This window comes from Rubneribacter badeniensis, from assembly GCF_002899695.1.
Classification (GTDB): Bacteria; Actinomycetota; Coriobacteriia; order Coriobacteriales; family Eggerthellaceae; genus Rubneribacter; species Rubneribacter badeniensis.
The window spans coordinates 17,765-30,633 of the sequence record NZ_PPEL01000028.1; the positions used below are offsets into that span (position 1 = coordinate 17,765).

Annotated in this window: 11 protein-coding genes; 8 read left to right on the forward strand and 3 right to left on the reverse strand. The window is 64.2% G+C overall.

Annotated elements, in window-relative coordinates; genetic code table 11:
• Positions 1–3: 3 nt before the first annotated feature.
• The 8 genes from rpsE (at position 4) to nagA (ending at position 8,206) form a co-directional block, all read left to right on the forward strand.
• Positions 4–534 carry a 30S ribosomal protein S5 gene (gene rpsE / locus C2L80_RS06335; RefSeq protein WP_087194869.1) on the forward strand — a complete coding sequence of 177 codons (531 nt, stop codon included), beginning with the start codon at positions 4–6 and terminating at the stop codon, positions 532–534.
• Positions 534–722, forward strand: coding sequence for a 50S ribosomal protein L30 (gene rpmD, locus C2L80_RS06340; RefSeq protein ID WP_087194870.1), 189 nt, complete (start codon positions 534–536; stop codon positions 720–722). The genes rpsE and rpmD overlap by 1 nt, the downstream gene beginning before the upstream one ends.
• A gap of 212 nt (positions 723–934) precedes the next feature.
• Complete coding sequence (rplO, locus tag C2L80_RS06345) at positions 935–1,384, forward strand: 50S ribosomal protein L15 (protein ID WP_087198007.1); 450 nt, start codon at positions 935–937, stop codon at positions 1,382–1,384.
• Positions 1,378–2,658 (forward strand): preprotein translocase subunit SecY, encoded by a 1,281-nt coding sequence (gene secY / locus C2L80_RS06350; RefSeq protein WP_087198009.1) that lies wholly within the window; start codon positions 1,378–1,380, stop codon positions 2,656–2,658. The genes rplO and secY overlap by 7 nt, the downstream gene beginning before the upstream one ends.
• Positions 2,659–3,059: 401 nt before the next feature.
• On the forward strand, positions 3,060–3,686 hold the full coding sequence (locus tag C2L80_RS06355) for an adenylate kinase (protein WP_087195526.1): 627 nt from the start codon (positions 3,060–3,062) through the stop codon (positions 3,684–3,686).
• 174 nt (positions 3,687–3,860) lie between these two features.
• Positions 3,861–6,038, forward strand: a complete 2,178-nt coding sequence (locus C2L80_RS06360) for a cytochrome C oxidase Cbb3 (RefSeq protein WP_087195525.1) — start codon at positions 3,861–3,863, stop codon at positions 6,036–6,038.
• 58 nt (positions 6,039–6,096) lie between these two features.
• Positions 6,097–6,834 carry a glucosamine-6-phosphate deaminase gene (gene nagB / locus C2L80_RS06365; RefSeq protein WP_087195524.1) on the forward strand — a complete coding sequence of 246 codons (738 nt, stop codon included), beginning with the start codon at positions 6,097–6,099 and terminating at the stop codon, positions 6,832–6,834.
• 256 nt (positions 6,835–7,090) lie between these two features.
• Positions 7,091–8,206: an N-acetylglucosamine-6-phosphate deacetylase gene (gene nagA, locus C2L80_RS06370; protein ID WP_092198509.1), complete on the forward strand. Its 1,116-nt coding sequence runs from the start codon at positions 7,091–7,093 to the stop codon at positions 8,204–8,206.
• Between the two features lie 686 nt (positions 8,207–8,892).
• Here the strand turns inward: nagA and C2L80_RS06375 are convergent.
• From C2L80_RS06375 to C2L80_RS06385, 3 genes are all read right to left on the reverse strand, one after another.
• Positions 8,893–10,266, reverse strand: a complete 1,374-nt coding sequence (locus C2L80_RS06375) for an ROK family protein (protein ID WP_087195522.1) — start codon at positions 10,264–10,266, stop codon at positions 8,893–8,895.
• Between the two features lie 157 nt (positions 10,267–10,423).
• Positions 10,424–11,662 (reverse strand): AGE family epimerase/isomerase, encoded by a 1,239-nt coding sequence (locus C2L80_RS06380; protein ID WP_171899980.1) that lies wholly within the window; start codon positions 11,660–11,662, stop codon positions 10,424–10,426.
• A 9-nt stretch (positions 11,663–11,671) separates the two neighbouring features.
• Positions 11,672–12,661: a dihydrodipicolinate synthase family protein gene (locus C2L80_RS06385; protein ID WP_087195521.1), complete on the reverse strand. Its 990-nt coding sequence runs from the start codon at positions 12,659–12,661 to the stop codon at positions 11,672–11,674.
• Positions 12,662–12,869 lie beyond the last annotated feature (208 nt).

Here is a 12,869-nt window from a genome sequence, read left to right on the forward strand (position 1 = left end):
TCTATGGCTCGTAACAACAAGCAGGACAACGCCGCAGTCCCCGAGCTCGAGGAGCGCGTCGTCTATATCAACCGCGTGTCCAAGGTCGTCAAGGGCGGTCGTCGTTTCGCACTCACTGCGCTTGTGGTGGTTGGTGACAAGAACGGTCGCGTCGGCGTGGGCATGGGCAAGTCCCAGGAAGTGCCGACCGCCATCAAGAAGGGCGTGGAGGATGCGAAGAAGAACATGTTCTCCGTGCCGCTGACGCCCGAGAAGACGCTGCCGCATGACATCATCGGCGAATTTGGCGCTGGTCGTGTGCTCATCAAGCCGGCTTCGCCCGGTACCGGCGTTATCGCTGGCGGTGCCGCGCGTGCCGTCATGGAGCTGGCGGGCGTTACCGACTGCTTCGCGAAGTCGTTGGGCACGGACAACGTCATGAACGTGGTCAAGGCTGCGGCCGAGGGGCTTAAGAACATGCAGAGCGCGAGCGAGGTTGCCGAGCGCCGCGGCATGTCCGTCGCCAAGATTTACGGCTGGAAGGAGCAGAAGTAATGGCTGACGCTAAGAAGCTGCGCATCACCCAGGTGAAAAGCGCCATCGGCCGTCCGGCCGATCAGGGCAAGACGTTGCGCGCACTTGGCTTGGGGAAGATCAACCGCGTGAACGAGGTGGTGGACAACGAGTCCGTCCGCGGCATGGTGTTCAAGGTCAAGCACCTCGTCAAGGTCGAGGAGATCTAAACGGCGCGGCGGTCCTTTTTGGCCGCCGCGGCTTTGTTGGCGACGAGGTTCGCGAAACGTGAAAACGCGTTTCGCGAATTCGCCTCCATAGGGTACAATGCTTGATTGGCGCTGCGGGTTCTCGCGGTGCCAATCAAGTGCGTTTTGGAAGTTTGCTGGCGGCGAGCTGCCAGCACCGGGCGGTTTGGCTCGGAAGCGATGAAGGAGAGAACATGGAACTCAAGGATCTCAAGCCCGCAGAAGGCTCCCGCAAGGCCCGCAAGCGCGTCGGCCGTGGCCCCGCGTCGGGCACGGGCAAGACGGCTGGTCGTGGTATGAATGGCCAGAAGTCCCGTTCAGGCGGCGGCAAGGGTGTTGGCTTCGAGGGCGGCCAGACCCCGCTCGCGCGTCGTCTTCCGAAGCTGCCTGGCTTCAAGAACTTCAATCGCGTGGAGTACTTGCCGGTGAACGTCAAGCGTCTCGAGGAAGTGTTCGAGGCGGGCGATATCGTCGATGGCGAGAGCCTGAAGGCGAAAGGCGTCATCAAGCACGCTGACGCGCTGGTGAAAGTGCTTGGCGACGGCGATCTGACTAAGGCGCTCACGGTCAAGGTTGACAAGGTGTCTGCTTCCGCCAAGGCGAAGATCGAGGCGGCCGGAGGAAAGGTCGAAGAGCCTTGCTAAGCTCCATCATCGATGCGTTCAAGGTTCCCGAGCTGCGCAAGAAGATCCTCTTCACGCTCGGGATCTTGGCGTTGTACCGCTTCGGGGCCTACGTGCCGGTTCCCGGCATCCCCTTCAGCGAGTTCGCGCACTCGTTCGCGGATTCGGGCGTGTCCATGACCATGCTCGATCTGTTCACGGGTGGCGCGTTGTCGAACTTCAGCGTGTTCTCGCTCGGCATCATGCCCTACATCACGGCGTCCATCATCATGCAGCTCATGCAGGGCGTCATACCCGCCGTGGGCCGCTGGGCGAAGGAAGGCGAGTCGGGGCGCAGGAAGATCACGCAGGTCACCCGCTACCTCACGCTGGGCCTCGGATTCATCAACGCCGTGGGTTACCTGCTTTTGTTCAAGTCGGACGCCTACGGGGTGAGGTTCAGCGCCGACGTCCCCGAGTTTCTGACCGATGCGATCGTGGTGTTCACGCTCGTCGCGGGCACCGCGTTCATCATGTGGATGGGCGAGCTCATCACGCAACGCGGCGTGGGTAACGGCATGTCGCTCATCATCTTCGCGAGCATCGTGTCGCGTGTGCCGAGCGCCATCTTCTCGTCGGCGAGCACGGTGGCCGACACCGGCATGGGCATCGCGATCACGCTGCTGATCCTCCTCGTGGTGCTCGCGTGCATTCCCGCCATCATCTTCGTCGAGCGGGCGCAGCGGCGCATCCCGGTGAACTACGCCAAGCGCGTGCAGGGGCGCAAGATGATGGGCGGCCAGTCCACCTACATCCCGCTCAAGGTGAACGCGGCTGGCGTTATCCCCATCATCTTCGCGAGCTGCCTCATCTACTTCCCGGCCCAGCTGGCGGCGCTGTTCAACGTGGGGTGGCTCACGGCGGTGGCCGACGCCGTCTCGACCGGGTGGGTCAACTGGATCCTCACCGTGCTGCTCATCGTGTTCTTCGCGTACTTCTACACCTCCATGGTGTTCAACCCCGAGGAGACGGCCGACAACCTGCGCAAGCAGGGAGGGTTCATCCCCGGCGTGCGGCCGGGCACGGCGACGGTCCAGTACATCAAGAACGTGCTGCATCGCGTGACGCTGCCCGGAGGCATCTTCATCGCCGTCATCGCGGTGGTGCCCACCGTGATCTTCTACTTCACGGGCAACCAACTTGTGCAGGCGTTCGGAGGCACTTCTATCCTCATCATGATCGGCGTGGCCCTCGACACCATGTCGAAGGTGGAGAGCCAGCTGAAGATGCACAACTACGACGGGTTCTTCAAGTAATCGACTGGCAATCCGTTTGCAAAAGGAACGCCCCGATCAGAGTGCTGATCGGGGCGTTTTCGTTTTCACGGCTTTAGTCTGCCCTCTGCGCCGCAGGTGCGAGAAGCTGTAAACCACCCGTTATGCAGGTGGTCGTGATTCGAGGCGGCCTCGTGTACGGGATGTGCGGGGAGCGCATTTCTAATTCCTTTCGTGCGCTGTGGCATGTGCCGAATTCGCCTACCTCGTCATTAAGGGAGGGGCGGCGCCGACCATCTGCGTCGTTCAACGCTTTCCATCCGCTCGCCGCTCGGTCGTGCGGGCCGCTGGGCTTTTGACGGGGTTTTCCGGAAAAGCGTTCGAGAGATGACGTGCTTTGATACAATACGGCGCATCGATGGCAAGTCGAAAGGAAACCACTCATGAATATCGTGTTGTTGGGAGCGCCGGGCGCCGGCAAGGGCACGCAGGCCGCCAAGCTGGTGGAGGAGTTCGGGACGCCGCACATTTCGACGGGCGACATGCTGCGCGCGGCGGTGAAGGCGGGCACCGAGCTGGGCAAGAAGGCGAAGTCCTACATGGATGCCGGCGATCTTGTGCCGGACGACGTCATCATCGGCCTGGTGACCGAGCGTCTGCAGGATGCGGACACCGAGAAGGGCTTCATCCTTGACGGCTTCCCGCGCACGTCCGCTCAGGCGGTCGCGCTCGATGCGGAGCTGTCCAAGCTGGGTCGTCCGCTCGACGCGGCGCTGCTCGTGGACGTGGACGCCGAGGTGATCGTCAAGCGCCTCACCTCGCGCCGCATGTGCCGTGACTGCAACTACATCGGTTCTGCCTCCGATGAGGCGTGCCCGAAGTGCGGTGGCGAGATGTACCAGCGCGACGATGACAACGAGGCCACGGTGCGCAACCGCCTCGATGTGTACGAGAAGTCCACGGCTCCGCTCATCGATTACTATCGCGGATGCGAGCTTTTGGTCACCATCGACGGCGACCGCGATCCGAACGTGGTGTACGAGGACGTCAAGCGGGCCCTCGGCCTGTAGCCGCACAGGTTCACCTATGCCAACGAGGAGCTTCGAGGCGCTGAGCATCTCCCGGTCGCGCAGCCGCGTGCATGATGCACGCGAAAAAGGGCGCGCGAGGGACGAACACGAGCGCTTCGGAGCTCCTTGGCGTCGCAGCGCCGCGCTGTGTGCGCCGGATCGGCGGGGATGAGGATGCCGACCGTTCGCGACAACGTCTCCTATGCGTACACGCGCTTCATGCTCGCGCATCGACGCGCCGTGCGCCACTTCGTCAAAAGCGCGCTTGCCCTCATTGCCATCGCTTTGCTTCTGGAGACGTTTCTCTTCAACGTCAACTTCTTTCTGTCCGCTGGCTACAACACCATCAGCCTCGATGACGAGCTTACGTTGCAGCAGACCGACGACGGGCTGTACAAGCTGACCGCGGTCAACCATACGCTTGAGTTCTCGGATCTCAACACCGAGGTGCACAACGTCCACCTCGATTTCGATCACGAGCAGCCGGCGCAGGAGCTGACGGTGAAGATACACTTCACCGACGAGGCCCATCACACGTACTTCGACTCCACCGAGTACACGGTGGGCGTGCCCAACGTGGAGGTGTCCACGTTATCGAGCCAAAGCGAGTACATCAACCTCAACACGACCGGCCTCGTGCAGAACCTGCGCATCGAGATCGTCGGCGACGAGGTGAGCTATCCCATCAGGCTCGCGGGCCTGAGCCTCAACGCTCACCATCCCTTCGACTTCAACACGATGCGCTTTGCCTTCACGCTGGGGATCCTGGCGCTCGCGTTCGCGTTTCGGCCGGGCTCGGTCATCTACCGCATCGGCATCGTCGATGCGCCGCGTCGCTCGAAAGCGGTCATCATCGCAGCTGTGGCGCTTGAGATGTGCCTGCTCAGCTCGTATCTGTTCCTGGGATCGAACCTTGTGGGCGTGGCGACGAAAGACTACAACAGCGGCTCGTGGGACGGCGTGAGCCTCGTGAACGTGTTCGAGGTGGGCGGCGACAACGCCCAGCAGTACGCCGAACTGGCGAAGGCGATGGCGCATGGGCAGCTGTACCTCGAAGAGGAGCCGCCCCAGTGGCTGCAGGACATGAGCGACCCCTACGACAAGGGGGCGCGCGACGAGGCGCAGAAGGAAACGGGCGAGGAGTACCTTTTTGATGTGGCCTACTACGATGGCCATTACTACGTGTACTTCGGCGTGGTGCCGGTCCTTTTGTTCTACTTGCCGTTCTATCTGCTGACCGGAGCGAATTTCCCAACGGCCATCGGGGTGCTTGTGGCCGTGCTCGCGTTCGTGCTGGGCTGTTCGGCGCTGCTCGACCGCTTCGCCCGCTACCACTTCAAACGCGTGAGCCTGGGGTTGTACCTGCTGTTGCAGATACCGCTCGTCATGTGCTGCGGCGTGCTGTACCTGCTCAAGTTCCCGACGTTCTACTCGCTGCCCATCGCGCTGGGGCTTTCGTTCTCGGTGTGGGGCCTGTACTTCTGGATGAAGGGAAGGACGTCGGCGGCTCCGGAGCGGTGGTATCTGGCCGGGTCGCTGTGCATGGCGCTCGTGGCGGGGTGCCGTCCGCAGCTGCTTGTGCTGTCGCTTCTGGCCTTCCCGCTGTTTTGGCGGCCCTACATCACCGAACGGCGCCTGTTCTCGCCGCGCGGCGCGCGTGAGTTCGCCTGCCTGGCCGCTCCGTATCTCGTGGTGGCGGCTGGCATCATGTGGTACAACCATGCGCGCTTCGGGTCGTTCACGGACTTCGGAGCGAATTACAACCTCACCGTGAACGACATGACGAAGCGCGGCTGGAACATCGGCCGCTTGGCTCCGGCGCTGTTCGCATACTTCCTGCAGCCGCCGAGCGCGACGGGCGTGTTCCCGTACCTGCAGCCGGCCCCGTTCGACACCACCTATATGGGACAGACCATCAAGGAGGTCACGTTCGGCGGCATCTTCGCGTGTCTGCCCGTGCTGTGGATCCTGCCGTTTTCGCGGCGCATCCTGAAACTGCGGATCAGCCAGCGCTCCACGCGCACCATCGCGGGTGTCATCGTCGTGCTGCTGATCGGGGGCGTGATCGTGGCGTTGGCCGATGCCGAGATGGCGGGCATCCTGCAGCGGTACTTCGCCGATTTCAGCTTCATGTTTTTGGCGGCTGTGGTTCTGCTCGCGTTCATCGTGAACGAGAATCTTCCCCCCGGTTCAACGACGCAGACGTTGCTGATGAAGGTGCTGCTCGTGCTTGTGGCACTGTCGGTGCTGTACAGCGCGCTTCTGTGCTTCGTGCCGGAGACGGGCTGGTACTCCGACATCTATTCGTGGGCGTACCGGGATATCGTGGAGACTGCGCAGTTTTGGACCTGACGGGCTGCGTCGTTGAGGGCGCCTTATGGGCGCGATGGCTTGGAACGAAAGGATGAGCATGGAATTCATCATCGCCGAGAGCGCGGAGGACATGGGCCGCCGCGCCGCCGATCGCATCGCCTCGTTCGTGGAGGCCGACCCGGCGTGCGTGCTGGGCTTGGCCACGGGCACGACGCCCATCGGCCTGTACGCCGACCTCGTGGCTGACTTCAAGGCGGGCAAGCTCAGCTTCGCTGAGGTCACGACGTTCAACCTGGACGAGTACCGCGGCCTTGCGCCCGAGCACGATCAGAGCTACCGCTACTTCATGAAGAAGCACCTGTTCGACCATATCGACATCGATCAGGCGCGCACGCACGTGCCGGAGGGGGCGAACCCCGACGCCGATGCCGTGTGCGCGGCCTACGAGCAGGCCATCGCGGAGGCGGGCGGCGTCGACTTGCAGCTTCTGGGCCTAGGGCCGAACGGCCATATCGGCTTCAACGAGCCGGAGGACACGTTCCCAAAGGCCACGCACTGCGTGGATCTCACTGAGAGCACCATCCAGGCGAACAGCCGCCTGTTCGACAGCATCGACGACGTGCCGCGCCAGGCGTACACCATGGGCATCGGCACCATCATGGCCGCGCGCAGCGTGCTCGTGGTGGTGGAGGGTGCCCACAAAGCCGAGATCGTGAAGAAGGCCTTCTTCGGCCCGGTGACGCCCGAGGTGCCCGCCTCCATCCTGCAGTTCCATCCCGATGCCACGGTCATCGTCGACCCGGCTGCGGGAGAGCTGTGCCGCGATCTGGCGTAGGCCTAGGCCGCGCACACGTCGCATATCCGGCGAGGGCTGCATCAGGCGGCCCTCGCCGTCGTTTCGGCGCGGGGAAGCCGTGGGGAAGCCGCGCACGGAAACCGCGCGGGGAAGCCGCACAGGGGAGCCGCCGTACGGAAGCCGCACGGGGAAACCGCCGCTCCTTTCAGGCGTTTCGCTTGAGGCGGGGACGGATGACGGTATAATGGCCCCGGCGACAGTTCCTGCTGAAAGCAGTTCGGAAGGAGGACGATCTATGCGCATCGTCAACGGAAGCGTGTTCGACGGCGACGGCTTCGTCGAACGCGACGTGTTCGCGGCCGAGGGCCGCTTTGTGGAAGAGGTCGAAGGCGAAGGCGACGTGCTCGACGCGTCGGGTTGCTACGTGATCCCAGGTCTGGTCGATCTGCACTTCCACGGCAGCGCCGGGGCCGATATGAGCGATGGGGACCTCGAAGGGTTGCACCGCATGGGCGCTTACGAGGCGTCGCGCGGCGTCACGGCCATGTGCCCGGCCACGATGACGCTGCCCGAGGACGTGCTCATGCGCGCGGCGCAGGCTGCGGCGGCTTACGAGCCGGCGGCGAACGAGGCGGCGCTTGTGGGCATCAACATGGAGGGGCCGTTCATTTCGCCGAGCAAGGTGGGCGCGCAGAACCCCGAGTACGTGCGCAATCCCGGCGTGGAGGAGTTCCGGCGTTTGCAGGAGGCCGCCGGCGGCCTGTTCAAGATCGTGGACATCGCGCCGGAGGAGCCGGGTGCGGACGAGTTCATCCGCGAGCTCTCGGGCGAGGTGCGCATCTCGCTCGCGCACACCTGCACGGACTACGACACGGCGGCCCATGCGTTCGAACTGGGCGCGCGGCATCTGACGCACCTGTTCAACGCCATGGATCCCATGCATCATCGCAAGCCCGGTCCCATCCCTGCCGCGGCTGAGCGCGATGACGTCACGCCGGAGATCATCGCCGACGGCATCCACATCCATCCCGCCATGGTGCGCCTTGCGTTCAATATGTTCGGCGATGACCGCATGATCCTCATCAGCGACACTCTGCGCGCTGCCGGCCTCGAAGACGGCACGTACGATCTGGGCGGCCAGGACGTCACCGTGCGCGGCTATGTGGCCACCATCGAAAACGGCGCGCTGGCCGGGTCGGTGAGCGACCTCATGCGCTGCGTGCAGGTGGCCGTGCGCGACATGGACATCCCGCTCGAAAGCGCCGTGAAGGCCGCGTCGACCAATCCGGCGCGCGCTCTGGGATTGGCTGATCGTGGCTCCATCGCGTCGGGTTACGTGGCCGACGCCGTGCTCCTGAACAAGGAGACGCTTGAGGTCGAACGCGTCGTCGTGCGCGGGCGCGTTTTGTAGGGGAACAGAGTTGCGGGCGGGCCGCTGTCGCGTGTGTGGCAGCGGCCCGCGGCGCTGTGGGTGGGTGCGGCAGCGGCCGCAGCGCTGGGGCGGGTGGCAGTGCGGTGGCGGCATTCTGCTGCGCGCAGATGCGCGGCGTGCCGCTCGCGACAGGGCGGTTGACATCTTCTTGCGATATGGCGCGTTCGGGAATGCAACGGTAATGAATCGATAGATTTCTCTTCATATTGTACCGTAGCTTGCGCTCAAAACCTCGAAAGGGGTGAAATCGCCCGCTCTTTCCTTCTTTTCGGTAAAATATTCTCATAAATTTGCCAATATATTACCGATGTAGCCATAATGAGCGCGATAAGATCAGATTTCGGTACAATATGAAGAAAAATCAGCTGAATCATTACCGTAGAGCTGGCAAAGAGGCTTGGCGTGCTTCGGTGGGCTGACGACCGAGGTTGACCAAGGGGAGCTTTCTCGAAGGTTGCTGAGGGCTGATGCCATCTTCGAGCGGCGAATCGACGTGGGTCGACCAAGGAGGCTTTCTCGAAGGCTACCGAGGGTCGTCTGCCTTTCGCTGGCGAATGCGACAGGGCCCCTCGCGGAAGTTCCGCGAGGGGCCCTGTGCGTTACGGCTTCGCGTGATCGGCCGCGATCAGTCGCAATCGGCCGAAGCGACGCGCTGCGCGCTGCGCCTACAGCTCCGGCAGCGAGGCGGCGGCGGCCGACTGACCCACGCGGCGCATCATCTCGTCGGGCAGCGTGACGGTGATCTGCTCGGCCAGCTCGGGATACTCCTCGGACAGGATGCGGTTGCACTCGCTGATGACGAGGTCGCCCCCCACGCCGGAGGATACGCGTCCCAGCACCAGAAGCGTCTTGATGTCGTAGAAGCTGCTGTACAGCACGAGCGTGTGCGCCAGGTACGCGCCGATGGAACGGAAGATGTCGAGCGCGCCTTCGTGACCCTCGTCGGCCAAGCCCTGCACCACCTTGAGCTTTTGGGCGGGGGAGAGCTCGGGGTCGAGTTCGATGCCCGCGGCGGGGGCCAGCTTGATGACGGCGTCTTGGCTGAAGTACTTGCAGCCCACGCCGTAGTCGGTGGACCATTCGTCCTGCATGGCCTCGGGCGACAGATCCACCGGCGCGAAGGCCAGCTCGTTCAGCCAGCCCAGCACGTTGCCAGCGGCGTTCACGTAGCCCACAGCCTCGGAGGTGCCCATTGCGATGCCGAGGATGGAGCCTTCGCCGGTGGACATGTAGCCCGCAAGCGCCGTCACGTCGCCGTCGTTGGCCACCACGAGCGGCACGTCGCCGATCTCGGCGGCAGCGCGCTTGTAGATGCTCTTCACCTCGTCGCGCCTCTCACGCGGCACCTTGATGAACAGCGACGCCACCATCGGGCAGTCGTCCACGTACACGCCCGCCGACGACACGCCGATCGCGTCCACGCGCGGCATCTTGGAGGCGGCGGTCTTGAACGCCGTCACGATCTCGTTGAAGTGGTACGTGGGATCCTCGGTGACCTTGGGGTACCACACCACTTCTTCGGAGTACACCGACTCGCCGTCGATCACGGCCGACACCTTGCGGTCGCTTCCACCCGCGTCGAAGCCGATGCGGCAGCCGTCCTTGTGGCCGCCGATGGGCTTGGCGGCCTCGTTGGCGGCGGGGAAGTCAGCCTCGGAGCAGACGACGACCTCAAGGGGCTTCTCGTACACGTCATCGACGAACCCGAAGTCGAAGGCGCGCTCTCCGGCGGCGCTGTACGCCTCGGCCAGCTTCGCGGCGATGTCGTCGCAGCCGCACAGGTAGATGCGGAAGCCGCCCGTGCTCCACAGCATGAACTTCACGAAGCGCTCCACGTAGCGCAGGTTCGCCTCGGCGAATTCCTCGCCGCGGATGAAGGTCGAGCGCACCGAGACGAGGCCGTTCTCGCGCTCGACGGCCACGGAGACGGGGCGGTCGGCGCCCTCAAGGTAGGCGCGCATCCACACGCCGAACGGGATGAAGCCCTCGTCGAGGACGGGGGTGTTCTTGATGTCGTAATCGATGCCCAGGTAGTTCACCGTTCTCCCTTTCTCGCAGGTTGTTTGCTTAGTTGGCGGCGTGCTCCGCAGTGCGTCGAATGGACTCGTTCGCGCCCGCGCGCATTTCGAGCGCGGGCGCGAACGCGGCAAGGCGGGTGTTGCGCAGCGCCGCGGTTTCGAGCGGTTCCGCAGGTCGTTAGGCCGACGGAGCCGCCTCGTCTCCTATGATCTCGGTTAGCGTGCGCTCGGTCATGGACAGGGCGCGTGGCACATGGAACGGCCCCTTGAACGTGGAGCCTTTCGTGGACGGCATGGTGGGCAGACCGTCGCGGCGCAGGTAGCCGTACCATTCGCCGTACTCGGGGTCGGCGAAGTGCGCTTTGCTGTACTCGATGGTTTTGAGCAGCCAGTTCAGGTAGTACTCATCGCCCGTGTCGCGGTAGGCTTTCGAGGCGGCGATCATGATCTCGTTGTGGGGCCACCACAGCTTCATGTCATGCTCGTAAGCTTCGGTGGGCTTGCCGCATGCGTCGATGAAGTACAGAAGACCGCCGTACTCCTTGTCCCAGCCCGCCTCGATGGCCAAGCGGAATATCTGCTCGGCCGTCTTGTGCAGCTCCTCGTCGCCGCGGTAGTTGGCCTCGTCCATCATGAACCAGCTGCACTCGATGTCGTGGCCGGGGTTCACCACGCGTCCGGCGGTGTAGTCGAGCTCGGGCTGGCCTTCGGCGTTCACGCTTTCGAGCGTGCAGCCCAGCTCGGGACGGTAGTGGTAGCGCACGATCGTGTCGGTGCACTCGCGCGCGTGGCAGTCGTACTCCTCGGTGTTGGCGGGGTCGACGCGGCGCATGATGCCGATGATGTTGAGGAAGATCATCGGGTCGGCCAGCGCGCGTCCCGAGCGCGTCTCGGGAATGGTCTTGGGGCCGAGCCCCGTCGGATCCTCGATGAGCCCGTTGTTCAAATCGTAGATGAGGCGATAGGCGCGTCGCGCGCGCTCAAGGTGCTCCGTCTCGCCGGTCAGCCCGTAGTACTCGGCGTTCGCGATGGCGTAGAAGCCCTCGGAGAAGCAGTAGCGGCGCTGGCGCAGAGGCTTGCCTTCGGCGGTCACCGTGAAGTACAAACGGCCGCCCGCCTCGTGGTTGATGCAGTGCTCCTCGAGGAAGTCGAGGCAGCTCTTCGCGGCCTCCATCCATTCCGGGCGCTCTCCGTACAGGCGGCACAGATGCGAGAACGTCCAGGCGCAGCGGCCTTGCATCCACACGCTCTTATCCGTGGAGTACACCTCGCCCGTGCGGTCGAGGCAGGTGTACACGCCGCCGTGCTCGCGGTCCATGCCGTGCTCGAGCCAGAAGCGCACGCACGTGTCCAGCTCTGCGCGCAGCCAATCGCGCGTACGGACGAGCGTTTCGATGGTGTCGTGATCAGCGGTCACGGGGCCTCCTTACTTCGATGTCGCCGGCAAGGCGATGGAGCAGGCGTTCCAGTGCGACGGGCGAATGGGGGCGTCGGCGTCCATGAGGCCGGCCTTCTTAAGCACCTCCACGATGTGCTCCACGTCCTCGCCCTCGAGCGCGCACACGGGCTCGCGCATCTGGTTCGTGTTGAACACTCCCATTTGCCACAGCGCCGTCTTGAACGCGCCCACGCCCGCGCCGAAGCCGACGGTGGCCTTCACCTCGCGCGTGACGTACATGAGGCGGGCGAGGTGGTTTTGGATCTCGCGCACGCGCTCCCAGTCGCCGGCCTGCGCGGCTTTCCACTGCGCGACGTAGCTGTCGGGATCGATGTTCGCAAGACCCGGCACCGAGCCGTCCGCGCCGCCGAGATACGCGCCGTCCACGACCACCTCGTGCCCGGTGAGCAGTTGCAGCGGATGCCCCGCATCCTCGTTTTGCAGCATGAGCCAGCGGAAGGTCACGTCGTCGCCGGAGGAGTCCTTCACGCCTTGCAGCACGCCGTCGGTGCCGAGGCGCACGAGCATCGTGGGGTCGAGCTTCGTGTGCACGCAGACGGGCAGGTCGTAGGCGAACAGCGGCAGGTCGGTGTGCTCGCGGATGGCGCGGAAGTGGCGCTCCACCTCCTTGGGGCCGCCGAGCGCGTAGAAGGGCGCGGTGGCCACGAGAGCGTCCACGCCGTAGCCCGACGCGCGCTTGGCCTGGTCTACCACGCGCAGCGTCTCCATGTCGATGATGCCCGCCATCACCGGCACGCGCCCGTGCACCATGGCGACGGCCTCTTGCAGCACATGGTAGCGCTGGGCGTCGGTGAGGAACGCCACTTCGCCCGACGAGCCGAGGAAGAACAGGCCGTCGACGCCGGCGTCGATCATGCGGTTGATGGTGCGCTCGAGCGCTTCGAGGTCGAGCTGGCGCTTCTCGGTCAGCGGGATGACGACCGGGGGGATAACGCCGCGAAACGGTGAATCAGTCATGGATGGAAGCCTCTTTCCGTGTCTGGAGCGAACGTTAAAAGGGTACAGGTCGCCGAGGTCGAGCGTCAACGAATGCGAGCAGGTCATCACATAAAAAGCGCCCTGATGTGCGGAGGGGCGCTGGATGCGAGTTTGAAAGGCGTGCGAGCGGGGTTTGCGCACGGGCGCGCGGAGCGGGTTGGGGCGCGCGGCGTTCGTGCGCAAACCC

Coding starts and splice junctions, on each gene's coding strand:
- rpsE (WP_087194869.1), top strand. CDS start 4: ATGGCTCGTAACAACAAGCAGGACAACGCCGCAGTCCCCGAGCTCGAG.
- rpmD (WP_087194870.1), top strand. CDS start 534: ATGGCTGACGCTAAGAAGCTGCGCATCACCCAGGTGAAAAGCGCCATC.
- rplO (WP_087198007.1), top strand. CDS start 935: ATGGAACTCAAGGATCTCAAGCCCGCAGAAGGCTCCCGCAAGGCCCGC.
- C2L80_RS06355 (WP_087195526.1), top strand. CDS start 3,060: ATGAATATCGTGTTGTTGGGAGCGCCGGGCGCCGGCAAGGGCACGCAG.
- C2L80_RS06360 (WP_087195525.1), top strand. CDS start 3,861: ATGCCGACCGTTCGCGACAACGTCTCCTATGCGTACACGCGCTTCATG.
- nagB (WP_087195524.1), top strand. CDS start 6,097: ATGGAATTCATCATCGCCGAGAGCGCGGAGGACATGGGCCGCCGCGCC.
- nagA (WP_092198509.1), top strand. CDS start 7,091: ATGCGCATCGTCAACGGAAGCGTGTTCGACGGCGACGGCTTCGTCGAA.
- C2L80_RS06385 (WP_087195521.1), bottom strand. CDS start 12,661: ATGACTGATTCACCGTTTCGCGGCGTTATCCCCCCGGTCGTCATCCCG.